The sequence below is a fragment of the Brevundimonas sp. genome (genome assembly GCF_019636155.1).
Classification (GTDB): domain Bacteria; phylum Pseudomonadota; class Alphaproteobacteria; order Caulobacterales; family Caulobacteraceae; genus Brevundimonas.
The window spans coordinates 1-21,521 of sequence record NZ_JAHBYB010000005.1; the positions used below are offsets into that span (position 1 = coordinate 1).

A 21,521-nucleotide genomic window follows, 5' to 3' on the forward strand; every position below is an offset into this window, starting at 1 on the left:
GTCGCACCCGAGCCAGGTCCTGGCCGTGGGCGACACGGTCAAGGTGCAGATCGTCAAGATCAACCCGGACACCCAGCGCATCAGCCTGGGCATGAAGCAGCTGCAGTCGGACCCGTGGGACGGCGTGGAAGCCAAATATCCGGTCGGCGCCAAATACACGGGCCGCATCACCAACATCACCGACTACGGCGCCTTCGTGGAGCTGGAAGCCGGGGTCGAGGGCCTGGTGCACGTCTCGGAAATGTCGTGGACCAAGAAGAACGTCCACCCGGGCAAGATCGTCTCCACCTCGCAGGAAGTGGACGTGGTCGTGCTGGACGTCGACAGCTCCAAGCGCCGCATCTCGCTGGGCCTGAAGCAGGCCCAGGACAATCCGTGGGACGCCTTCGTGGCCAACCACCCGGTCGGCTCGACCGTCGAGGGCGAGGTCAAGAACGCCACCGAGTTCGGTCTGTTCATCGGCCTGGACAACGACATCGACGGCATGGTGCACCTGTCGGACCTGGACTGGAACGTCTCGGGCGAGGAAGCCATCCAGCGCTATCGCAAGGGCGAGACCGTCAAGGCCAAGGTGCTGGACGTCGACATCGAGAAGGAACGCGTCTCGCTGGGCATCAAGCAGCTGGGCGGCGACCCGATGGAGGGCGACACCTACAAGAAGGGCCAGCAGATCACCGTCACCGTCAGCGCGGTTGAGACCGGCGGCATCGAGGTCAAGTTCGGCGAGGACGACGCCCCGGTGTCGGCCTTCATCCGCAAGTCGGACCTGTCGCGCGACCGCAACGAGCAGCGCACCGAGCGTTTCGCCGTGGGCGACCGCGTCGACGCCATGATCACCGCCGTGGACAAGGCCACCCGCCGCGTCTCGGTCTCGATCAAGGCCCTGGAGATGAAGGACGAGCAGGAGGCCATCGAACAGTTCGGGTCGTCGGACTCGGGCGCCTCTCTGGGCGACATCCTGGGCGCCGCCCTGCGCGAAAAGGCCGGCAAGGAGTAAATCCCCGGCCTCGCCCCGAGCCGCGAGACGCCGCGCGTCGAGCGTCGAGCGTCAGGGCGAACAACATGCCCTCAAGCAGCAAGCGACCGCGTCGCGAGCGGTAGGGCAGACCAGAATGAGGGCGGCCGGAGCGATCCGGCCGCTCTTTTTTCGCCCCGAGTCGGGCCGGTCGGCGGGAATTGGCGGCAATTATCGTGATGAATCCGACATCGGGGGCCTTTTTCGCGCGGCAAGCGACCGCTAGGGTGGCGCCGCGGCCGAGATGACGGCCGCGCCTCGGGGCTGCGGTCCGGTAGAAGGCGGGGGCCTTTGAATGATCAAGTCTGAGTTGATTGAGAAGCTGGCGGCCGAGAACACCCACCTGACCCACGCCGAGGTCGAGCGGGTGGTCAATATCGTGCTGGGCCAGATGACCCAGGCCCTGGCCGACGGCGGCCGGGTCGAGCTGCGGGGCTTCGGCGCCTTTTCGGTGCGGTCGCGCCCGGCGCGCCTGGGCCGCAATCCGCGCACGGGCGAGACGGTGGACGTCCCGGCCAAGTCGGTGCCCTTCTTCAAGAGCGGCAAGGAGCTGCGCGAGCGGCTGAACGCCTCCGGAGACGCCTGAGCATGGGGCTGCTGACCGAATTCCGCGAGTTCGCGGCGCGCGGCAATGTCGTGGACCTGGCGGTCGGCGTCATCATCGGCGCCTCGTTCGGCAAGATCGTCACCAGCCTGGTCGAACAGGTGGTGATGCCGCCGGTCGGCCTGCTGCTGGGCCGGGTGGACTTCTCGAACCTGGAATGGGTGCTGGTCCCGGAAAACCCGGCCACGGAGGCGATCGAGAAGGTGTCGATCCAGTACGGCGCCTTCATCAACACCGTGATCCAGTTCCTGATCGTGGCCTGGGTGGTGTTTCTGATGGTCAAGCTGATCAACAAGATGCGCCGCGAACAGGCGGCCGAGCCCGAAGCGGCCGCCCCGACGCCGACCGAGGCCCTGCTGGCCGAGATCCGCGACGAGCTGAAGGCCCGGCCGCGCGGCTGAAGCGGCCTTAGGGTCCGTATTCAATACCGCTCATCCCCGCGAAAGCGGGGACCCAGTGTTTTGGGCGATCCGGCTTTTGCAGGCGCCCGATGACGTTCATCCCCGGCGCACTGCCTCGCAAAAGGACTGGGTCCCCGCTTTCGCGGGGATGAGCGGAGGATATGGGATGATTGATTTCGCTAAGCTTTAATTGAATCCGGGCCCTAGCCGCTGACCGGCGACTTGTCGCGCCAGCCCAGGGGCCGGCTGGCGGCCTCGAGGATGCGGCGCCGGGCCCTGGCGGCCGGCGGCTCGCGCAGGCAGACCGCATAGTCGCCGTCATAGGGGGTGGGCGACCACAGGTCGGGATCGGGCGCATCCGAAGCGAAGCGCACATGGCAATGACCCCAGCCGCCTTCGCGCCGCGCGCGCGCGGCCAGCGGCCCCAGCTGTTCCAGCAGGCGCGGCGACACCATCTGCAGCCTGACCTTGGCCGCGCCCAGGCGGCGGGCGTTGCCGATCAGGGCCCGCGTCAGGGCGGGAACGGCCTCGGCCTCTCCGTCCAGGGCGATCAGGTCCAGCACCTCCACCACCGGCGGGTCGATGATCGACCCCTTGGCGACCGTCGCCAGGGCCATCCCGGTGATGGCCGAACCGCGCCAGAAGGCCAGGATCAGCGGCGCGCGCCGAAGGTCGGGGTCTTCCAGGCGCCAGCGCAGCATGGCCGGGCTTCGATCCGCCACCAGCCGCCCCTGTGAGACCAGGGCCTGCCAGAAGGCGGCATAGGCCGACCGGTCGCCCAGGTCGGCCAGGCGCGTCACCGCCCCGTCCAGCCTGAGATCCGGCGTCCGGTCCAGCCGGGGGTTCATCAGCCGCTCACCCCGCCCATCGGCCAGCCGCGGCCGGGCCCGGATGGCCGCACGCCAGGCGCGGCCTTCGAGGCAGGCCAGGGGATCGACGGTCCAGGACAGTTTGAGGGAATGGGTTTGCGGCCAGGCCTGCATGCCGTGGCGGGCGTAGAGCGGGGCCGAGCGCGGGTTGGCGTTGAAGGTCCAGGCGGCGAACAGACCGGGCTGGTCCAGCAGGGCCCTGACCAGATGACGGCTGCGCCCCCTCTGGTCCGGCGGCACGATCAGGTTGAAACCGGTCGCCCCGAACAGCATCCGGTCGCCCAGGCGGAACCGCTGCAGCCAGTTGCCCAGACAGGCGGCGGGCCGGTCCTCGGCGTCGGCCACGACCCAGCCCAGGGGCGCCTTCGCTTCCATCAGGGCGGGATTGGCCGCCGCCCAGCGCCAGCCGGCCGCGCTGCGGGCGGCCCAGCCCACACCGGCGTGCAGATCCGCGACGGCCGGGGCGTCGCCGATGACAAGGGGTCTGACGGGCATGGTCACTCCGTTCCGGAACGGGACAATCCCCCTGCCCCGATGCAAGCTCCGATCCTGGCCGGGATCCTGGCCGGGCGGCGCGAGAGGCGCATTCCCGACTCGCCCGAAACCGGGTATCCAGGGGGACTTCGGGGGAGCAGCAAATGAAGCTGGACGGAAGGCTGCACTGGGGGCTGGCGGCCCTCGTGGTCGCCGGCAACATGATCGGGTCGGGCGTCTATATGCTGCCCGTGGCCCTGGCGTCGACCGGCAGCTCCAGCCTGATCGGCTGGGTCATCGCGGGCTTCGGCGCGGTCAGCCTGGCCCTGGTCTTCGCGGCCCTGGGACGCACCCTGCCGGAGGCCGACGGCCTTCCGGGGTTCGCCGAGAGCGGCCTGGGCCGGTTCTTTGGGTTCCAGACCACCCTGGCCTTCTGGGCCGCGGCCCTGGTCGGCAATGTCGCCATCGCCGTGGCCGCGACCGGCTATCTGTCCTTCTTCTTCCCGGTGCTGAAGACGCCGGTGGGGGCGACCCTGTCCAACCTGGCCCTGATCTGGCTGGTGACGGGAGCCTATATACTGGGGGTGCGGACGGCGGCGCGGCTGGCGGCGGTGACCCTGGTCATCGGCCTGGCGCCGATCGTGGTGGCCATCTTCGCCGGCGCCGGGGCCTTCGACCCCGAGGTCTTCCGTGCGTCATGGAGCCCGTCGGGCGAACCCCTGGTCAAGAGCCTGCCCGCCTCGCTGGTGGTGATCTTCTGGGCCTTCCTGGGGGTCGAAAGCGCCGCCGTCCTGTCCCAGCGCGTGCGCGATCCGTCGCGCGACGTGGGCCGGGCCTCGGTGGCCGGGGTGATCCTGGCCACCGTCATCTATGTCGCCGCATCGGCCGCCGTCTTCGGGGTGATCCCGGCCTCGGTCCTGGCCCAGTCCTCCAGCCCCTATGCCGACCTGATCGCGCGGGTGTTCGGGGCCTCGATCGCCGGGGTCGCGGCGGCCTGCGCGGTGATCAAGGCCACCGGCACCCTGGGCGGCTGGGTCATGATGGCCGGAGAGACCGCCCGCGCCGGGGCCCGCCAGGGCTATCTGCCCAGGGGATTCGGACAGGGCGACCGCACCACCCGCGCCACCCCCCTGCTGGGCGGGGCCGTCATGTCCATCGTCGCCCTGCTGTCGAGCCAGGCCAGCCTGGGCGACCAGTTCGGTTTCCTGATCGGGGTCACCTCGGTCCTGACCCTGGCGGTCTATGCCGTCTGCTGCGTCAGCCTGCTGCGCCGGGCGACGACGGTCGGGGACATGGCCATCGCCGTGGTCGGACTGATGTTCGCCATCGCCGCCGTCGCGGCCGCGGCGCCCAACTATATCGTGCCGACCTTGATCTTCGTGGTGGTCGTCGGCCTGGCCTGGGCGGTCTGGATCCGGGGGCGGCCCGCGCCGGGCGAGGCGGTCCAGGACGACCCCGCCGAGGCCGCCCCGGAATCCTAGAGCGAAATCGGTTCAGCTGGACGCAGATCCAACTGAACCGAAAATGGTCTGGCGGCTCAGGGAGCCAGGAAGGCGTCCACCGCCCGGGCGAAGGCCTGGGGCTGGTCCATCATGATGAAATGCCGCGTGCCGTCGATACGGACCAGGCGCACACCCGGCAGGTCGGCATATTGCGACGACCACATGGCGTCGGCCATGGCCGCCGGGGCGCCGCCATCGGCATCGGAGGCGTAGAGGGCGGTGACCGGGGTGGTCATGCCCGCCAGCAGCGGCCGCATGTCGGTGGTCATCACGTCCCGCATGGCCGAGGCCAGGGCGTGCCGGTCGGTGGCCAGGGACCAGTCCACGATCCGGGCGCGGTCGTCGGCGCCCTTGGCCATGCCTGTCGCCGTCTGGCGCTGGCCAGCCAGGAAGTCGGCCTCGGACGAGGACAGGACGATGGAGGCCATGCTGTCGGCCGCCGGGCGCAGGCTGTCGGCCGTGGCCGTCGGCCCCATCAGGGCGCCGAAGAAGGGCAGGCTGTCGACGCTGAGCAGCCGGTCGACCTGGTCCGGATGCTGCTGGGCCAGCATCAGGCCGGTCAGGGCGCCCATGGAATGGCCGATCACGGCGGGGCGGCCCGAGGTCTGCTCGGCGACATAACGGCTGAGTTCGTCGACCATGGGCTGCATGAAGGCGCCGTCGCCATGGGTCCAGGGTTCGCCGGCGAAGCCCGCCAGCTGGACCAGATGGACCCGGTGCGTGGCCTTCAGCCGGTCGGCCTCGGCCCGCCAGACTTCGCGCGACGAAGCCAGGCCGGGGATCAGGATGACGTCAGGCCCTTGTCCGACCACCTCGACCGACAGACGGTCGGAAGTGAAGGCGGGGCTGGCCTGGACGGCAGGGCTTTCGGCGCGCACGGCGCCGGCCGCGCCGCCCACGACCAGGGCGGCGGCCGAGGCCAGGAACAGGGCGCGCAGGACCGGATGGCCCGCGGAGGGAAGGTGGTTCAGCATGGGAGTCTCTCTAATGTAAGGTTATCCTGACGTGACGGTCAGGCGTGGGGGTTGTCGAAAATCTCTTCCACCGGTCGGGCGAAGATCGCGGCGATGCGATAGGCCAGGTCCAGGGAGGGATCGTGCTTTTCGGTCTCCAGGGCGTTGACCGCCTGGCGCGACACGCCCAGCCGATCGCCCAGTTCCTGCTGCGTCCAGCCGGCCTCGGCCCGCAGCACCTTCAGACGGTTCCGCATCAGCGCGTCGTCCGGATCAGGGGGGTGACCACCCCGAACAGGGCCCAGAACAGCGGATAGATCATCCAGGCCGGGACGTGGGGCGCGTCGCCATAGCTTTCCATAAAGCCCCAGGCGGTGGCCAGGGCCATGGCCAGGCCCGAGGCGACGATGAACCGTTTGGCCATCAGGGCGCGCATGAACTCGTCGCTGTCGTTCATCAGGGCCAGGGTGGCCCAGATCTGACCCGCCACCGGGGCGGCGACGACCAGGCCCAGGGCCAGGCCGCCGACGCGGCCGATGTCGTCGAAGGCGCCGAAGATGGCCGCGACATTGATGGCCGTATAGCCGGTCATGAAGGCGGCGGTTCGGGCGAGATATTTCTTGTGGGCGCTGGTCCCACGGGCGGAAGCCATTTCCATGTCGATCTCCTTGTGTAAGGACAACCTGACATGGCCAATATGTCATGTCAACCTGACAAAATGTAAGGCCATGATGACAGGTCGACGCCCCTTTGCCGGCAAGGGCGAGGGCCCTATCCTGAGGTCATGCCCGCCGCGCCCCGCATCGCCGCCGCCAGCCTGTTCCGCCCCGAGGACTGGGCGCCGTTCCAGCGGCGCTCGGCCTGGATCGGGCCGCTGCTGGTGCTGCATTGCTGGGCCGCCATCGTCGCGGCGGTGGTGGTGGGCGTGGTCTGGCCCTGGTTGATCCCCCTGTCGATCATGATCGTCGGCACGCGCCAGCTGGGCCTGGCCATACTGATGCATGAGGCGGCGCACGGCGGCCTGTCGCCCAATCCGCGCCTGAACGATTTTCTGGGTCACTGGCTGTGCGCCGTGCCGGTGGGGGCCAGCCTGGCCGCCTATCGCCCCTATCACCTGTCGCACCACAAATACGCCCAGCAGGCGGAAGACCCCGACCTGCCGCTGTCGGCGCCGTTTCCGGTGACGCGGGCCTCGTTGCGGCGCAAGCTGGTGCGCGACCTGACGGGCCAGACCTTCTTCAAGCAGAGGGTGCTGTTCGCCCTGAAGGCTTTCCGCGACGCCCGCGACGAGGACCTGGCCGAGGGGGCCGTGGTCACCGGAAAATCGGTCGCGCCCTTCCTGCTGGTCAACGCCGGCCTGTTGGCGACCTGCGCCCTTATGGGGGCCTGGTGGGCGTGGTTCGTGCTGTGGCTGCTGCCGATGGCGACCTGGTTCCCGATGGTGACGCGGATCCGCAACATCGCCGAACACGCCTGCGTCGAAGGCTCGAGCGACGACGCCTTCCGCGCCGCCCGCACCACGCGCGCGAACTGGCTGGCGCGGGCCTTTATCGCCCCCTACTGGGTCAATTTCCACGCCGAGCATCACCTGTTCATGCACGTCCCCTGCTGGCGCCTGCCTGACCTGCATCGCGCCCTGCACGCCCGGCCCGAGGGGGCGCGGATGGAGGTGGCGGACGGCTACGCCCAGGTGCTGAAGACGGCGACCGCGCGGGCATGACGATCAAGGATCCGGCGGCCTTCATCGTCGCCAACACCCGGCTTCAACCCGTGCCCCATGCGCCGGAAATCTCGCTGTGGCTGGCGGACGAGGTGACGCCGATCTGGCGGCTGACGGAGGAGGAGCTGGGCCGAATGGGCCTGCCGCCGCCCTTCTGGGCCTTCGCCTGGGCGGGGGGACAGGCGCTGGCGCGGTGGCTGCTGGACAACCCGGATGAGGTGCGGGGCAAGACGGTGGTGGATTTCGCGGCCGGGTCGGGCCTGGTCGGGATCGCGGCGATGAAGGCCGGTGCGGCGCGGGTGCTGTGCGCCGACATCGACCCCTTCTGCGGGGCGGCCGTGTCCCTGAACACGGCGGCCAACGGCGTCGCGGCCGACTTTACCCCGCGTGACCTGCTGGAGGCGCCGCCGCCGCCAGTGGACGTGATCTGCGCCGGGGACGTCTGTTACGAACGGCCGATGGCCGACCGGGTGCTGGACTGGCTGGCCCAGGCCAGGGCGGCCGGGACGCGGGTTCTGATCGGCGATCCGGGCCGCACCTATTTCCCGCGCGAAGGCCTGACCTTCCTGGCCGAATACCGGGTCCCGACGACACGGGAGCTGGAGGACCAGGAGATCAAGCGCTCGGCGGTCTGGGCGCTTTAGGCCGCCGTCAGCCGCGCGGGGCTGGGGCGTCGCCGGTCTTGACCGGGGCGCCGGCGAACTCGTCCGCATAGGCCGGGGCCAGAAGGGCGCGCAGGGCGGTCTGGGGCACCACCACCTCATACGGCCCCTCGGCATAGGGGCCCAGCTGATAGGCGCCGATCAGGAAGGTCAGCCCGCCTGCCTTGCCCGCCACCGTGCCGGGGGTCAGGACGAAGGGCGTCTCCAGCGCCTTGGGGCAGGACCACATGGAGCCGTTCAGGGACACCGGCTCGGCGTCGGGCACGCGCTGGCGCTTGGCGGCGTTGGCGGCGGCGCACAGGGCCTGGTCCAGGGCGCGCGTATCGACCCCCTTGCGGAACAGGTCGGCGACCGTGATCTGGCGCTTCAGCGCCTTGTCCCACAGCACCCCGGCGAACAGGGTGTTGCCGTGGGCGCCGCCGGTGAAGTCGTAGTCCTGGCGTTTCAGGCTGAACAGCTTGCCGGTCTCGGCGCCGGGCTGGACCTCGATGATCTTTTCATAGGGGGCCATGCCGCCGTCGCCGCCCGCCTCGGTCCGGTCGGCCTGGGCGCCCTCGACGAACTGGCGCAGGTCACGGACGGCCCCGGCATAGAGGGCGGCGTGCAGGTCCGGCTGGGTCTTCAGGGCCGGGGGCAGGGTCAGCTTGACCGAGGCGAAGGCGTTCTTGCTCTCGTAGGCCAGGGGGGCGCCGGCCTCGGCCGGGGTCGCGGCGGGTGCGGCGGGCGGTGCGGCCGGATCGGCGGCCTTTTCCCGATCCCGGTTGCAGGCGGCCAGGGTCAGGGCGGCGGCCGAGGCGACGATCAGAAGGCGCAGGACGGGAGACGGAGAGGTCATGGGGAGGAGGCTCCGATATTGCGGTCTCTACACTAACGCGCCGAGGGCGATGGCGACCAGCAGGATCAACCCCGCCTCGCGGTTCGACTTGAACAGCCGCAGGGCCAGGGACGGATCGTCGGGCCTCAGCGACCGGACCTGCCAGGCCAGATGGGCGGCGTAGGCGACCAGCACGCCGAAATAGCCGGCGCCCAGATCGGCGGACCATCCGGCCGCGGCGGCGAAGACCAGGGCCAGGCTATAGAAAATCCCGACACCGACTTGCACCCGGCCGCCCAGGCGCCGGGCCGAGGATTTCACCCCGACCATGGCGTCGTCCTCTATGTCCTGAAGGGCGTAGATCGTGTCGTAGCCCAGGGTCCAGAACACCCCGCCCAGCCATAGCCACAGCCCCGCCCAGACCAGGGGGGTGAAGGCGCCCAGCAGCGGATAGAGCCCGGCGGTGGTCACGAACCCGCCCGCCGCCGCATAGCCCATCAGGGCGCCCCAGTTGAAGGTCAGGCCCAGCCAGGCCTGGGGCCACCAGGTGATCCGCTTCATGAAGGGATAGGCCGCCACCAGGCCGAGCGACGCCACGCCCAGCAGCACCGCCGTCAGGTTCAGCGTCAGCAGGATCAGCAGGGCCGTCAGGCTGCATCCGGCGATGAAGGCCAGGGCGGCGCGGACGCTGATCCGGCCGGACGCCACGGGCCGTGCGGCCGTGCGGGCCACCTGGCGGTCGATGTCGCGGTCGACGATGTCGTTGAAGGCGCACCCCGCCGCCCGCATCAAACAGGCCCCAAGGGCGAAACCGATGAACAGCCACAACTCATACAGGCCCGGCGCCTTGCGGTAGTGGGCCAGGGCCAGGGCGATCCCCTGCCAGCCGGGCAGCAGCAGCAGCCATATGCCGATCGGCCGGTCGAACCGGCCCAGCTTGAGCCAGGGCTTGATCGCTTCGGGCGCATGGCGGTCGACCCAGTTGCGGCCCGCATCCGGCAGGGGAGCGTCGGCGACCATGGCGATCAGTCCCGGCCCGGGAAGGCCGGCAGGCTCCAGCCCCACAGCAGGGCCCCGGCGCGCAGGCCGAAGCCGGCCACGGCCGCGACGACGGCGGCCGGCCAGGGATCGATCCCCACCAGCCGCAGGCCGACGAAAAGACTGGCCGCCAGAAGCGCCGCCGAGACGGTGATCTCGCGCCGCAGCAGGATGGACGGCTGGCCCGCCAGCAGGTCGCGAACGATGCCGCCGACACAGGCCGTCAGGGCGCCCATGACGATGCAGATCAGAGGGGTGGCGCCGGCCGCGCCGGCCTTGGCCGCGCCCAGGACGCCGTAGGCGCTGAGCCCCAGGGCGTCCAGCCACAGCAGCAGGCGGAACCGCCAGGGCCGGCGCCCCAGCATCCAGATGGCCACGGCGGCGGCCACGCAGACGGCGACATAGCGCCAGTCCTGGACCCAGAAGACCGGAACCCCGATCAGCAGATCCCGCAGGGTGCCGCCCCCGACCCCGGTGATGGCGGCGAAGAAGACGAAGGTGACCAGGTCGTGCTTCTCGCGCGCGGCGGCCAGGGCGCCGGTGGCGGCGAACACCGCCACCCCGGCGAAGTCCAGCGCCCCCAGGACGGTCTGGGGATCGGTGATGGCCGGATCGACCAAGGGGGCGCTCACGCCGCGGACTCCAGGCGGATCTCGCCACGCCGCACCGCGCCATACCAGCCCCACAGAAGGTGCGCCGCCACGCCGCGATGAGGCCGCCACCGTTCGGCGCGGACATAGGCCTGTTTCTCATTGGGCCGCGTCGCCGCCCCGTCAGCCCAGCGCATCGCCTCCTGCAGCGCCACATCGCCGCCCGGAAAGACGTCGGTGCGGCCTTCGCAGAACATCAGATAGGTCTCGGCGGTCCAGCGGCCGACCCCCTTGAGGGCGGTCAGGGTGGCCACGGCCTGGTCGTCCGACAGGGCCTGCATGCGCTCCAGGTCGACCCGCCCCTCGGCCTGGGCGTGGGCGATCTCATGGCCGTAGCGGGCCTTCTGGCCCGACAGGCCGAAGGCGCGCAGGGTCTCGACATCGCGCGCCAGCACCGCCTCGGCCGTCACGGCGCCCAGGCCGTCGCAGACCCGGCGCCAGATGGAGGCGGCGGCGGCGACCGACACCTGCTGCTCCACGATCATGCGGAACAGACCCTCGAATCCGCCGGGCCGCAGCCGCCATTCGAACACCGGCGCCTCGGCGTGCGCCCGCGCCAGGGCGGGGTCGGCCTGGGCCAGGGCCGCGCGCATGGCGGCCAGCTGTTCCGGAGTGGGGGCGACGGGCATGGCCAGACCTTAGCCGTCCCGGCGCCGGGGGCAAACGACCCTATGCGGATCGGGGCCGCATTCCGCTATCGTGGCGGCATGTTCGCCACCCGTTTCGCCCCCTCGCCGACCGGCCGGCTGCATCTGGGCCACGCCTTTTCCGCCCTGACCGCCTGGATGGCCGCCCGGGAGACGAGCGGGCGGTTCGTGCTGCGGATCGAGGACACCGACTTCACCCGCTGCCGGCCCGAATACGAGGCGGGCGCCTATGAAGACCTGGCCTGGCTGGGCCTGGACTGGGAGACGCCGGTGCGACGCCAGTCGGAGCATCGGCCCGACTACGACGCGGCCCTGGAGACCCTGCGGGACCAGGGGGTGCTGTACCGCTGTTTCCGGACGCGCAAGGAACTGATGGCCCTGGCCGGGGCGGCGCCGCATGGCGACGATCCGGCGGACGCCCAGGCCTTCACCGGCGGTCCGGCGCCCGCGGATGAAGAGGCGGAACGGCTGGCGCGCGGCGAGGCCTTCGCCTGGCGTCTGTCGCTGCGCGCGGCCGAGGCGCGGCTGGGCGGCTTCGACCGTCTGACGTGGGTCGAGGAGGGGCTGGAGCCGGGCCCGCGCCGCGCCGCGCCGCAGATGCTGGGCGACATGGTGGTGGGGCGAAAGGACATCGGGGCCGGCTATGTCATCGCCTCGGTCGTCGACGACGCGGCGCAGGGGATGACCCATATCGTGCGCGGCGTCGATCTGGCGCCCATCACCAGCATGCAGCGGGTGCTGCAGGCCCTGCTGGACCTGCCCACGCCGGTCTATCGCCATCACCGGCTGATCCTGGGTCCGGACGGGCGGCGCCTGGCCAAGCGCGACCGGGCCGCGACCCTGGCCGATCTGCGCGAACGGGGCGTGACGGCGCAGGCCGTGCGCAAACAGCTGGGCTTCGCCCCCGCCTGACCCCGATCGGCCCGGCATTCGCGCGGCGAACGTCAGGGCCGCCCCGCCCTCAAGCAGAGAGCCGCCGCGCGGCGAACGTTAGGGCCCGAACATGCCCTCAAGCAGCGAGCGCCCGCGGCGCGAGCGTTAGGGCCAGCACAAAAAACAGGCGCGGCGGGTTTCCCCGCCGCGCCCGCGAACGCTTGGAAGTCGAACGGTTTTAGCCGATCAGCTTCAGGTCCACCGCCGCCGTCTTGCCGCGCTGGGTTTCCAGCTCGTATTCGACCTTGGCGTTCTCATCCAGGCCCGCCAGGCCCGCCTTCTGAACGGCGGTGATGTGAACGAACACATCCGAGCCGCCGCCTTCGGGCTGGATGAAGCCGAAGCCCTTGGTGGGGTTGAACCACTTAACCGTGCCGGTCGCCATGTCTTGCGTCTCCGTAAACGCGCTTTCCAGGCGGGCGTCCCGCAGGATCGCCCGTCAGCCCAACTGGACAGCTCGTTCGGTAGAAAGAGCGAGAACGCGGCTATGGACGCCGCGCCGTATCCGGACTGCGGCGATGTTTTCCCCTGACTGTCGAGGTCGGTCAACGGAAAAGCGATTCGCGCCGCAGGCGAACAAGGTTACCGTTTCAGGCGCACAGGCCGCGCGGCGCCCCGTCCAGGTGCAGGTGGTCGGCGTGGGCGGCGTTGTAATCGGGGCTGAGCACGGTCGAGAAGACGCGGCAGGCGCCGTTGCGGATACGCTTCAGGAAGCCCGCGCGCCTGGTCCCGTCCGGCCCCTGGCCGTTCCAGTCGCCCGAGACGCCGATGGTGCGGCCGTCCTCCAGCCGGACCGCCGCCACGTCCAGGGCGTTGGCGCGGGCGTGTTCGCTGGGCCGGTCGTTGACCTGGGTCGAGCCGTAGATGCGCCGGCACGAATAGCTGCCGTAGTTCTCGACCCGCGACACGCCGACGCCGAAGGCGGCCTGGGCCGCCGGCTGCAGCACCTGCCGGTCCCAGATGACGTAACGGACGGCCAGGGGGCACTGCATCACCAGGCCGCCGGGGCTCAGCGGCGTCACCGCCCCGCCGGTGATCCGCACCGCGCCGCGCACGACGCAGAAGCCGCCGTCGTCGCGGTCGGGCGCGCGTTCGACCTGCACCCCCGCCTCGCGCAGCACCTGGATGCAGGCGTCGGTGACGGCCGTGATCTCTTCGGGCGCGGCGCTGCGGGCCAGTTCGAAATCGGCCACCTTGGACGCCGTCGCCGCCCCTACCGGCCGATTCAGGTCCAGCGGCTTCCACGGCAGGTCCTGATGCGGGGCGAACAGGTTCAACAGGGCGAAGCCGGCGCACAGGCCCAGCCCGACCTCCCACAGCAGGTTCCAGAAATCGGCGAAATCCCGGCCCATGGGACGACAGCCTTAACCCTCTGCGAGCCTCTGGCAAAGCGGTCCGCCTTACGGCTTACCTTGCCCGCCCGGCGTCGGTCCGGCAGTCTGACGGGCGTATGAGTGCGCCCTCCCCCGTCCTGGTCCGTCGCGGCGGACCGAATCCGTCGGTCTCGGGCGCCGCCGACCCGGCGAGCCTGACCCCGATCCGGTCGCCCGCGGGCGGCGTCTTCTGCCGCGAGACCCTGAACCTTCCGGCCGGACCCCACACCCTGCGGATGCAGGTGCAGCTTTCGCCCCTGGCGGAACATCAGACCCTGGCCCTGACCGCCGTCCGGGGCGATGTGATCCTGGCGCGCGCGGTTCTGGAGAGGGGGATGCCGGACGCATCGGAGGCCGCGGACGGGCTGATTCTGAGTTTCCACCTGGCCGAGCCGGGCGAGGTGACGGTAGAGGGCGTTGCGGACAGCCATGCCGGCACGACCCACCTGCGCTTCCTGACCCAGGCGCCGGTGGACGACTATCGGGGCAACGAAGCCCTGTTCCGCTTCTTTCCCGAGGGTGACGCCGAGGGCCTGCCGATCAAGAATGTCATCTTCGGCACCACCGCCGTCTGCAACGCCAACTGCTTCCACTGCCCGACCAACAAGGCCTATTCCCGCACCCAGGCCAAGGGCTGGATGGATCCCGACCTGTTCGAGCGGGTGGTGGACGAACTGGCGGCCATCGGCTTCAAGGGCGGGGTCGTGTTCGGCCTGTTCGGCGAGCCGTTGCAGGACCCACTGTTTCCCCGGCGGATGCAGTATATCCGCGAGCGCCTGCCCGAGGCGATCCTGACCCTGTCGACCAACGGCGCCCTCTATGACTCGGACAGGCACCGCGAGGCCTTGGCCCTGGCCGACGACGTGGCGGTGCATGTCGAGGCCGCTTCGCCCGAGGTCTACGCCGCCTCGATGCGCCCGCTGAAGGCCGGCCGAACCTTTCCGCGCGTCGAGCGGCTGCTGGAGGATCGGGCGGGCAAGCCGGCCCATGTCGTGGCGCCCATTCACCGCCGCAACCTGGAGGAGGTCGCCCCCCTGCGCGACGCCTGGGAATCCCGGGGTGCGGGCCGCACGGTCTTTCCCTTCCTGATGAACCGGGCGGGCCAGGCGGACGCCTTCGACGAGGTGGCTCTGGCCCCGGGCGCCACGGGCTGTTCGCCCGACATCCTGTCGGACCTGGTGGTCGACTGGGACGGGACGGTCCTGACCTGCTGCCAGGATTTCCATCGCCGCAGCATCATCGGCAACCTGCGGAGCCAGAGCCTGGCGGAGGTGCTGGCCGGGAGCGCCCGCCGGCGCATGTACGATGCGCTGAACGACAAGCGCTGGAACGCCATCCCGACCTGCGCGGGCTGCAAGAACGACTGCGAAAACACCATAGACGCCCTGGTGGCCGACCGGCTGCGCAAAGGCGACGCGGCGCGCACCTTCCGCGCGCGCGAGTTCCAGGCCAAGGGCGCGGCCGCGACAGGCCCCGATGTCCTGACCGTCTCGGCCCGGCGATCCCTGGCGCAGCGCCTGCGCCATCCCCTGGCGCGGAAGCCCAGAGCCGTGATCTTCGGCCCCTACAAGCCATTGTTCCCCGGCCGCTACCGCCTGCGGTTCGACCTGGCGAACCTGGCCGCCGAAGCGGGGGGGCGGCTGTTGTTCGAAGTCGTGTCGCCGAGCGCCATCCTGGCGTCCCTGCCCGTGGCCGGACCCCGCGAGGGGCAGGTCTTCGAGATGGAGGTCGAGGTCCCCGCCCACGCCCCGCTGGAGTTCCGCGTGCGGGCCGGAGGGGTCAGCTTCGAATTCCGGGGCGTTTCCTCCGTGCGGCTGGAGCCCCAGGCAGGGGGCCGCCGGAATCGGCCGGGATGGACCTGAACGGCCGCCGGCGGCAGGATGGGCCCATGGGCAAGTCCGACGACTATGAGACCGAGCTGGAACGGCTGCAGATCGAACTGGTGGAGACCCAGGCCTGGGCCATCGAGAAGGGGCTGCGTGTCCTGATCCTGTTCGAGGGGCGGGACGCCGCGGGGAAGGATGGGGCCATCAAGCGGATCGTCGAGAACATGGCCCCGCGCCAGACCCGCGTCGTCGCCCTGCCCAAACCGACCGAGCGCGAGACCAGCCAGTGGTATTTCCAGCGCTATGTCCCCCACCTGCCCGCCGCCGGGGAGACGGTGATCTTCAACCGCTCCTGGTACAACCGGGCGGGGGTCGAGCCGGTCATGGGCTTCTGCACCCCGGAAAAGCAGGCCCGGTTCCTGAAGGACGCGCCGCGGTTCGAGCGGATGCTGGTCGATGACGGGGTGCTGCTGATCAAGCTGTGGCTGGACATATCGCGGCAGGAACAGGCCGAGCGGCTGGCCCAGCGCACGACGGACCCGCTGAAACGGTTCAAGGTCTCGCCCCTGGACGCCGAGGCCCAGACGCGCTGGGACGCCTATTCCGCCGCCCGCGACCGGATGCTGGCCGAGACCCATGCGGACCACGCCCCCTGGACCGTGGTGGCCACCGACCGCAAGAAGACGGCGCGGCTGAACATCATCCGCCACATCCTGCGCCGGCTGGACCGGCCGGGCGGCGATGCGCCCAAGCCCGACCCCGAGGTCGTGTTCGCGGGAGACGAGACCAGGGGCAGATTGTCGCCCTGACGTCATGGCGCCGTCGTCGAATCGGGCCTAGGCTTGGCGCCTCAGACAAGGAGGAGCGTGTCTTCAGTCCTGTCGGATCGACCATTCCGCGCCGCCGGCGGAGGGCCTGAGATGCAGGCCCATACGCGATCGCCGGGCGGCGGCTTTCCGGCCCTGGTGCTGAACGCCGACTTTCGGCCCCTGTCCTATTTCCCCCTGTCGATCTGGCCGTGGGAGGAGGCGGTCAAGGCGGTGGTCCAGGATCGGGTCGACGTGGTCTCGACCTATGACCGGATCGTGCGTTCGCCCACGACCGAGTTGCGCCTGCCCAGCGTCATCGCCCTGCGCCGCTATGTCGACCAGCAGCGCCAGCCGGCCTTCACCCGCTTCAACGTCTTCCTGCGCGACGGCTTCGCCTGCCAGTACTGCGGCGAGCGGACCGAACTGACCTTCGACCATGTGACGCCGCGCAGCCGGGGCGGCCGCACGACGTGGGAGAACATCGTCGCGGCCTGCGGTCCCTGCAATCTGCGCAAGGGCGGACGGACGCCCCAGCAGGCGGGCATGCCGATCCGCCGCGCCCCGCACCGGCCCAGCGCCTGGCAGCTGCAGCAGGCGGGCCGCCGCTTCCCGCCCAACCACCTGCACCAGAGCTGGCTGGACTATCTGTACTGGGACATAGAGCTCGAACCTTAGGGTTCTTTTCAGTTGCTCGAAATGGCTCAAACACCCTTGTGGTGGGCAGGTTCAGGGTTCGTTCTTTTACCGCTGATTTCTCGATTATCCTCCGAAATCCTCCCGGCTGGTGACCATGTGGTGACCAAAACCGGGACCAGAAACGGGACCCCTCGCGGGCCCGAGGAGAGATCGAATGGTTCAGAACCCGAGGTCCGGAAAGATCACCAAACGCCTGGTCGACGCCCTGACGCCCGAAGGAGCGCGCTTCACGCTTTGGGACACGCAGCTCAAGGGTTTCGGGGTGCGCGTCGCCGTCAGCGACACCAAAACCTACGTCGTTCGATACAGGACGATCGGCGGCGCTGACCGGCTCCTTCACATCGCTCGCCATGGCGTCGTGACCGCCGAAGAAGCCCGCGAAAGAGCCGCCGCCGTGCTGGCCGAAGTCGCGTCAGGTGGTGACCCTCAGGGGACCAAAGTCGAAAGACGCGAAGAACTGACGATGTCGGAGCTCTGCGACCTCTACATGAAGGAGGGCGTAACGATGAAGAAAGCGACGACCCTTCGGATCGACCGCATCCGCATCGCCCGCCACATCAAGCCCCGGCTGGGAAGGATGAAGGTCACCGATATCGGGCGAGCGGACATCGAGCGGCTGATGGTCGATGTCGGGTCGGGTCGCATTCGCGGAGAGGCGACACCGCACACCCGCGGCGGCATTCATGCGGCCTCTCGCACGGTCGGTCTGCTGGGCGGCATCTTCACGTTCGCCATCGAGCGGGAGTTCGTGAAGACCAACCCCACGCGCGGCGTGAAACGCTACAAGGACAACCGGCGGGATCGCTTCCTCTCGCCAGCCGAACTGGCCCGGCTTGGTGACGTCCTGGCGGAGCTTGAGAAGCACGGGGGCGATCCGCGCCACATCAATATCATCCGCCTTCTGGCGCTGACCGGGGCCCGCAAGAACGAGATCGCCAGGCTCAAGTGGTCGGAGATCGATCGCAACATGGGGATGCTCCGGCTGGAGGATTCCAAGACCGGGGCGAAGGTCATTCGCCTCGGGAGCGCGGCACTGAAGCTGATCGAGGGCCTGCTCGCGAACGGGAGCATCTATGTCTTCCCGGATCGAAGAGATCCTAAACGCCCGATCGCTAATCTTGATTGGGCCTGGGTCGGCATTCGCAAACGGGCCGGGATGGAAGATCTACGTATACATGATCTTCGGCACAGCTTCGCTAGCGCAGGCCTAGCCGGCGGTGAGGGACTTCAGCTCATTGGCAAGCTTCTCGGCCACAGCCACGTCAGCACCACGAGCCGGTACGCCCACCTCGCGGATGACCCGGTACGTGCGGCGGCGGACAGGATCAGCGAGAGCGTCGCCGCCTCTCTCGCGGGCTGGTCGGTTGAGGAAGGACAGACGGCCCATTGAAAGACGGCCGCCCGGTGGATCGCCGGGCGGCCGAAGAGACTGGATGGGATTGGGAGCTAGGCGCTCTCGTGAGCGGCCTCGCCCCAACGTCCGGCTTGGCGAGGCTGGCTCGACGAAGATCGGAGGCCAGAGAGCTGGCTGCGCGCCCACTCATGCAGCAGGCTCTTGGGGTAGTAGGGCGTCCTCCCGAGATGGGTGCAGGGCGGTCCGTCAGACCGGGTGCAGAACACCTTCGCCAGTGTCGATGGCGACCGGCGGATGCCCATGCGCAGAAGCTCGGTGGACGCTTCCTTACGGGTCAGCAGCATTTCCTCAGTTCCGTGAAGATGTAGACCGGCCATGTGGCGCTCCTTTCCGTCTGAACCAGAACTGTGATCAAGCAAGCACTGGCGGGAACGAACTGCAACCAGCGAACATGCGGAGATCACTGAGGAAAATATCGGCACATTGTCCGATCTGTTTCGCTCGGTTTCTATCGGGTCGATCTCTTCTGTTTTCTCACACCCTTGTGATGACACGCACCCAGCGCCACGGCTCCGTCCGCGTCTGCAGGGCCACCCGCAGGTAGTCGCCACGTGCTGCGGTTATCCGGATGCGCTTGCCTGCGCAGTTTCTTAAGAACGGGGCTTTGGAGACTGGGGACGACGGGAATGAAGCTAAAAGACGTGCCGGCGAGCTCGACGGGTGTATCGCAAGCCACACTGACACCAGCCTTGAAGGCGCTGTCGGCGTCCCGATTTCTTGCTGCTCTTCCTCTAGGCGGTCTTTCGCAGGCCGAGGTCGATAAGCTGGTCGGTATCCTCTTGAGGTCGAATGACCTCGTCTCGCAGATGCCTAACCCCTCGCGGCAAACCCGCCGCGACGCCTTCGTCGTGGAAGTCTTGTCCGAGGTTGGGTCCCGGTATGGCGTGGACGTCGCTGCAGCTATCGAGGAGGCATTCGAAGTCCATCGAACGGTCGAAGCGTCCTACCATGCGATTGGGTCGGTGCTGGCTCAGCAACCGCTGCGCAAGCTTGCGCCGCAGGCGGAGCTTGAGGTTCTGCTTGCGAGGCTCGCAGACCGTTCCGAGCAGATGTTCGTGCACGCGCAGCGCGCGATGGAACGCCAAGGCCGACTCAATCTGGGCAACGAAATCCGCAGCGTCGATGACGACGGCGCGGAGTTTTCGATCGACGGCGTGTCGGGCGCCTTCCTTGAGGGGTTCCGCATTCACCTGTCGATGCTTGCTTATGAAGGGTCATGGTTTGCTGCCGACGATGTGATCATCGCCCCTAGCGTCGGTGGCCTCAGCTCGGCTGTGCCGGAGGCTGCGGCCGGCTGCGAGGCGCTGGCCGCGATCTGGCGCCGCTGGGCAAGGTTCGAACGCCGTCGGCGGTTCTGGGGCGGCGAATGGACCCGTCAGCCCGCGCCTGCCGAGTTGGTTGCTGCGCGACCCGTTTCGTCCTCTGACGGACTCGATACGCTTGAGTATATGCCCGGAGAGGCGGAGCTGCTGGACTGGGCGGCATTCGAGCGCAGCAAGGAGGTCGCGATCCAGAGCTTCGCGAAGGCGCTTCTGCTGAAGCAGGGGACGCCGGCAATCACGGACATCTCTGGTGGGCCGGTGGACCTCTTGCCGGCGGCGGCAGTTCGGGACCATGAGCTGAACGGCGCCGGCTACCTCGTCACGGTTCTCGGGCAGGACATCTTCGACGATGACCGTCGCTTCGCTGGCCTACGGTTGGTGGAGTGGCTTCGTGGATACGCGCTGCTAGGCTTGTTGGCTGACCGGGCGTCTGCAGCAGGCGATACGACGCTGAATCGCCATCTCCTGCATTTCGGGAAGGGCGTGCTTGAGGCTCACTTGACGGGCGCGGGGCTCGGGATCGAAGCAGCAGAGGCGTTTATCCGTCATGCAAGCGTCCATCGCCGGAGCGGAGATCTCTTCGACACGCCTCTTCTGCAGCTGCCCGACGGCGAGCTTTTGCTGGTCGGAATGGCGGCCCTGAACGCCGATCCGGGTCAGCTCACGCTTTCGCGCCTCAACAGCCTGGAAGTTGCGCCCAAGGATAAGGGAACGGTGTTCGAACGCGCCGTGATGGACCTCTTTGAGAGCCGAGGTCTGAAGCCGTTCACGATCGACGCAAAGCGCGGGACCGAGAACTACCAACTGGACGTCCTTGTGCCGTGGGGGCGTTATCTCTTCGTCATTGAGTGCAAGAACCGGGGCTTGTCGGACAATCATCCCGAGGCGGGCTTCTACTTCGCCCGGCATATCGACGAGTTCGTCGATCAAACCCAACGCCAGGTCGAGGGGCTGAAAGCTCACCCTGAGCTCGTCGAGCTGGCTGGCGGCATATCGCTCGATGATTACGAGATCGTGCCTTGCATTCTCTTCAGCCAGCCGTTCTCCGAGCCCGACGGCCGGGATGGTGTGCTGATTTCGGACTGGTCCGGCCTGACCCGTTTCTTCGAGGACCGCTACTTCAAGCGTCTCCATCACCATCGGGTTTCCCCGAAACTGGAGGTGGTGCACCGCATCGCGATCTACGATCAGTGGCGCGGCGATACTCCAACGCCTGAGGGCCTGCTGCGCCATCTCCGCACAGCTCCGCAGACAAACCTCATGCTTCATCGCGCGGATGTGCGGCCTGAGCTGTTCCAGGTGACGGGGACATTGGTCGCTTCCACGCTCGAGTACACCAAGGGTGACGAGGACCTTGATGCTCTGGGACCTATCCTCGGCTTCGACCCACAGTCCGTTCGAGACCTTCAGGCAGCGTTCGAAGCGGCGGTGGAAGAGGCGAAGCAAGCCCACAACGCCGCGGCGGACGAAACCGAGACTGGTGAGGTGTAGTGTGCGAAGACGAGCAGAAGCAGGAAAGCCAAGCGCCTCGGCGACGCCGTCTCCATCCCAAGACATCGCGATCCGCGCGGGTATCGTCGCTCAACGCCTGCTCGCCGAGCTTGGCCTGCACTATCTTGATGATCTAGCGCCTGACAGCGCGCGCGAGCTCCTCCGCGCGGCTTGGCGTGAAGCCGCCGGCCAGATGTTTCGGGGACCAGATCTGGATGTCGTTCAGGCGGAGATCGACATCATGATCGACAGCCTAGACATGACGGAGCCGCCACCGCCGATGCGTCGTTCCGAAATGCACTGACGTG

General features: G+C 68.8%; 23 protein-coding genes. 13 read left to right on the forward strand and 10 right to left on the reverse strand.

The genetic code is table 11. The features are described from left to right. From KF910_RS06950 to mscL, 3 genes are all read left to right on the forward strand, one after another. Window positions 1–997 (forward strand): S1 RNA-binding domain-containing protein (locus tag KF910_RS06950; protein WP_292259905.1); only part of this gene is annotated, 997 nt, incomplete at its 5' end. Window positions 998–1,310: 313 nt separating this feature from the next. Next, a complete protein-coding gene (locus tag KF910_RS06955) occupies window positions 1,311–1,601 on the forward strand; it encodes an integration host factor subunit beta (protein WP_292259907.1) in 291 nt (96 codons plus the stop codon). A 2-nt stretch (window positions 1,602–1,603) separates the two neighbouring features. Beyond that, entirely contained in the window at window positions 1,604–2,020 is a 417-nt protein-coding gene (mscL, locus tag KF910_RS06960) for a large-conductance mechanosensitive channel protein MscL (protein ID WP_292259909.1), read from the forward strand. 203 nt (window positions 2,021–2,223) lie between these two features. Here the strand turns inward: mscL and KF910_RS06965 are convergent, their stop codons facing one another. Next, complete coding sequence (locus KF910_RS06965) at window positions 2,224–3,384, reverse strand: GNAT family N-acetyltransferase (protein ID WP_292259911.1); 1,161 nt, start codon at window positions 3,382–3,384, stop codon at window positions 2,224–2,226. A gap of 143 nt (window positions 3,385–3,527) precedes the next feature. Here KF910_RS06965 and KF910_RS06970 point away from each other — a divergent pair, with 143 nt between their 5' ends. After that, a complete protein-coding gene (locus KF910_RS06970) occupies window positions 3,528–4,844 on the forward strand; it encodes an amino acid permease (RefSeq protein WP_292259913.1) in 1,317 nt (438 codons plus the stop codon). Window positions 4,845–4,900: 56 nt separating this feature from the next. Here KF910_RS06970 and KF910_RS06975 read toward each other — a convergent pair whose 3' ends face one another. The 3 genes from KF910_RS06975 to KF910_RS06985 are packed head-to-tail and all read right to left on the reverse strand — an operon-like array spanning window position 4,901 to window position 6,476. Further along, entirely contained in the window at window positions 4,901–5,839 is a 939-nt protein-coding gene (locus KF910_RS06975; RefSeq protein WP_292259914.1) for an alpha/beta fold hydrolase, read from the reverse strand. A 38-nt stretch (window positions 5,840–5,877) separates the two neighbouring features. Beyond that, window positions 5,878–6,075, reverse strand: a complete 198-nt coding sequence (locus tag KF910_RS06980) for a helix-turn-helix transcriptional regulator (protein WP_292259916.1) — start codon at window positions 6,073–6,075, stop codon at window positions 5,878–5,880. Continuing rightward, a complete protein-coding gene (locus tag KF910_RS06985) occupies window positions 6,075–6,476 on the reverse strand; it encodes a hypothetical protein (protein ID WP_292259918.1) in 402 nt (133 codons plus the stop codon). Before KF910_RS06985 ends, KF910_RS06980 begins: the two co-directional genes overlap by 1 nt. A 126-nt stretch (window positions 6,477–6,602) precedes the next feature. On the opposite strand from KF910_RS06985, the gene KF910_RS06990 reads away from it, so the two are divergent. Next, the gene (locus KF910_RS06990; protein WP_292259919.1) at window positions 6,603–7,538 is read left to right on the forward strand and encodes a fatty acid desaturase family protein; all 936 of its coding nucleotides are present in this window, start codon (window positions 6,603–6,605) and stop codon (window positions 7,536–7,538) included. Then, window positions 7,535–8,182 carry a class I SAM-dependent methyltransferase gene (locus KF910_RS06995; protein ID WP_292259920.1) on the forward strand — a complete coding sequence of 216 codons (648 nt, stop codon included), beginning with the start codon at window positions 7,535–7,537 and terminating at the stop codon, window positions 8,180–8,182. Before KF910_RS06990 ends, KF910_RS06995 begins: the two co-directional genes overlap by 4 nt. A gap of 7 nt (window positions 8,183–8,189) precedes the next feature. On the opposite strand, the gene KF910_RS07000 is transcribed toward KF910_RS06995, so the two are convergent. From KF910_RS07000 to KF910_RS07015, 4 genes are read right to left on the reverse strand one after another with little or no spacing between them, the layout of a single operon-like run. After that, the gene (locus KF910_RS07000) at window positions 8,190–9,035 is read right to left on the reverse strand and encodes a DUF3298 and DUF4163 domain-containing protein (protein ID WP_292259922.1); all 846 of its coding nucleotides are present in this window, start codon (window positions 9,033–9,035) and stop codon (window positions 8,190–8,192) included. Window positions 9,036–9,062: 27 nt separating this feature from the next. Next, entirely contained in the window at window positions 9,063–10,034 is a 972-nt protein-coding gene (gene ubiA, locus KF910_RS07005; protein WP_292259924.1) for a 4-hydroxybenzoate octaprenyltransferase, read from the reverse strand. Window positions 10,035–10,039: 5 nt separating this feature from the next. Beyond that, a complete protein-coding gene (locus KF910_RS07010) occupies window positions 10,040–10,684 on the reverse strand; it encodes a trimeric intracellular cation channel family protein (RefSeq protein WP_292259925.1) in 645 nt (214 codons plus the stop codon). Continuing rightward, complete coding sequence (locus tag KF910_RS07015; protein ID WP_292259926.1) at window positions 10,681–11,331, reverse strand: DNA-3-methyladenine glycosylase family protein; 651 nt, start codon at window positions 11,329–11,331, stop codon at window positions 10,681–10,683. The genes KF910_RS07010 and KF910_RS07015 overlap by 4 nt, the downstream gene beginning before the upstream one ends. 78 nt (window positions 11,332–11,409) lie before the next feature. Here KF910_RS07015 and gluQRS point away from each other — a divergent pair, with 78 nt between their 5' ends. After that, entirely contained in the window at window positions 11,410–12,261 is an 852-nt protein-coding gene (gene gluQRS, locus KF910_RS07020) for a tRNA glutamyl-Q(34) synthetase GluQRS (protein WP_292259928.1), read from the forward strand. A gap of 199 nt (window positions 12,262–12,460) precedes the next feature. On the opposite strand, the gene KF910_RS07025 is transcribed toward gluQRS, so the two are convergent. Both KF910_RS07025 and KF910_RS07030 read right to left on the reverse strand, forming a co-directional pair. Further along, a complete protein-coding gene (locus KF910_RS07025) occupies window positions 12,461–12,667 on the reverse strand; it encodes a cold-shock protein (RefSeq protein WP_292259930.1) in 207 nt (68 codons plus the stop codon). A gap of 205 nt (window positions 12,668–12,872) precedes the next feature. Next, window positions 12,873–13,634 carry an extensin family protein gene (locus KF910_RS07030; RefSeq protein ID WP_292259932.1) on the reverse strand — a complete coding sequence of 254 codons (762 nt, stop codon included), beginning with the start codon at window positions 13,632–13,634 and terminating at the stop codon, window positions 12,873–12,875. Window positions 13,635–13,732: 98 nt separating this feature from the next. Between KF910_RS07030 and KF910_RS07035 the strand changes: the two genes are divergently transcribed. The 6 genes from KF910_RS07035 to KF910_RS07060 all read left to right on the forward strand — a co-directional run bounded on the left by KF910_RS07035 (window position 13,733) and on the right by KF910_RS07060 (window position 21,517). Beyond that, window positions 13,733–15,517, forward strand: coding sequence for a radical SAM/SPASM domain-containing protein (locus tag KF910_RS07035; RefSeq protein WP_292259934.1), 1,785 nt, complete (start codon window positions 13,733–13,735; stop codon window positions 15,515–15,517). Window positions 15,518–15,543: 26 nt separating this feature from the next. Beyond that, window positions 15,544–16,290: a polyphosphate kinase 2 gene (gene ppk2, locus KF910_RS07040; protein WP_292259936.1), complete on the forward strand. Its 747-nt coding sequence runs from the start codon at window positions 15,544–15,546 to the stop codon at window positions 16,288–16,290. A gap of 111 nt (window positions 16,291–16,401) precedes the next feature. Beyond that, window positions 16,402–16,965, forward strand: coding sequence for an HNH endonuclease (locus tag KF910_RS07045; protein WP_292259937.1), 564 nt, complete (start codon window positions 16,402–16,404; stop codon window positions 16,963–16,965). Between the two features lie 175 nt (window positions 16,966–17,140). Then, window positions 17,141–18,376, forward strand: coding sequence for a tyrosine-type recombinase/integrase (locus KF910_RS07050; protein WP_292259939.1), 1,236 nt, complete (start codon window positions 17,141–17,143; stop codon window positions 18,374–18,376). Between the two features lie 650 nt (window positions 18,377–19,026). Then, entirely contained in the window at window positions 19,027–21,213 is a 2,187-nt protein-coding gene (locus tag KF910_RS07055; protein ID WP_292259941.1) for a nuclease-related domain-containing protein, read from the forward strand. 1 nt (window position 21,214) lies between these two features. Continuing rightward, a complete protein-coding gene (locus tag KF910_RS07060) occupies window positions 21,215–21,517 on the forward strand; it encodes a hypothetical protein (protein WP_292259943.1) in 303 nt (100 codons plus the stop codon). Window positions 21,518–21,521 lie beyond the last annotated feature (4 nt).

Excerpts from the sequence above, each read along its gene's own strand:
- KF910_RS06955 (WP_292259907.1), top strand. The coding sequence starts at position 1,311 with ATGATCAAGTCTGAGTTGATTGAGAAGCTGGCGGCCGAGAACACCCAC.
- mscL (WP_292259909.1), top strand. The coding sequence starts at position 1,604 with ATGGGGCTGCTGACCGAATTCCGCGAGTTCGCGGCGCGCGGCAATGTC.
- KF910_RS06965 (WP_292259911.1), bottom strand. The coding sequence starts at position 3,384 with ATGCCCGTCAGACCCCTTGTCATCGGCGACGCCCCGGCCGTCGCGGAT.
- KF910_RS06970 (WP_292259913.1), top strand. The coding sequence starts at position 3,528 with ATGAAGCTGGACGGAAGGCTGCACTGGGGGCTGGCGGCCCTCGTGGTC.
- KF910_RS06975 (WP_292259914.1), bottom strand. The coding sequence starts at position 5,839 with ATGCTGAACCACCTTCCCTCCGCGGGCCATCCGGTCCTGCGCGCCCTG.
- KF910_RS06980 (WP_292259916.1), bottom strand. The coding sequence starts at position 6,075 with ATGCGGAACCGTCTGAAGGTGCTGCGGGCCGAGGCCGGCTGGACGCAG.
- KF910_RS06985 (WP_292259918.1), bottom strand. The coding sequence starts at position 6,476 with ATGGAAATGGCTTCCGCCCGTGGGACCAGCGCCCACAAGAAATATCTC.
- KF910_RS06990 (WP_292259919.1), top strand. The coding sequence starts at position 6,603 with ATGCCCGCCGCGCCCCGCATCGCCGCCGCCAGCCTGTTCCGCCCCGAG.
- KF910_RS06995 (WP_292259920.1), top strand. The coding sequence starts at position 7,535 with ATGACGATCAAGGATCCGGCGGCCTTCATCGTCGCCAACACCCGGCTT.
- KF910_RS07000 (WP_292259922.1), bottom strand. The coding sequence starts at position 9,035 with ATGACCTCTCCGTCTCCCGTCCTGCGCCTTCTGATCGTCGCCTCGGCC.
- ubiA (WP_292259924.1), bottom strand. The coding sequence starts at position 10,034 with ATGGTCGCCGACGCTCCCCTGCCGGATGCGGGCCGCAACTGGGTCGAC.
- KF910_RS07015 (WP_292259926.1), bottom strand. The coding sequence starts at position 11,331 with ATGCCCGTCGCCCCCACTCCGGAACAGCTGGCCGCCATGCGCGCGGCC.
- gluQRS (WP_292259928.1), top strand. The coding sequence starts at position 11,410 with ATGTTCGCCACCCGTTTCGCCCCCTCGCCGACCGGCCGGCTGCATCTG.
- KF910_RS07025 (WP_292259930.1), bottom strand. The coding sequence starts at position 12,667 with ATGGCGACCGGCACGGTTAAGTGGTTCAACCCCACCAAGGGCTTCGGC.
- KF910_RS07030 (WP_292259932.1), bottom strand. The coding sequence starts at position 13,634 with ATGGGCCGGGATTTCGCCGATTTCTGGAACCTGCTGTGGGAGGTCGGG.
- KF910_RS07035 (WP_292259934.1), top strand. The coding sequence starts at position 13,733 with ATGAGTGCGCCCTCCCCCGTCCTGGTCCGTCGCGGCGGACCGAATCCG.
- ppk2 (WP_292259936.1), top strand. The coding sequence starts at position 15,544 with ATGGGCAAGTCCGACGACTATGAGACCGAGCTGGAACGGCTGCAGATC.
- KF910_RS07045 (WP_292259937.1), top strand. The coding sequence starts at position 16,402 with ATGCAGGCCCATACGCGATCGCCGGGCGGCGGCTTTCCGGCCCTGGTG.
- KF910_RS07050 (WP_292259939.1), top strand. The coding sequence starts at position 17,141 with ATGGTTCAGAACCCGAGGTCCGGAAAGATCACCAAACGCCTGGTCGAC.
- KF910_RS07055 (WP_292259941.1), top strand. The coding sequence starts at position 19,027 with ATGAAGCTAAAAGACGTGCCGGCGAGCTCGACGGGTGTATCGCAAGCC.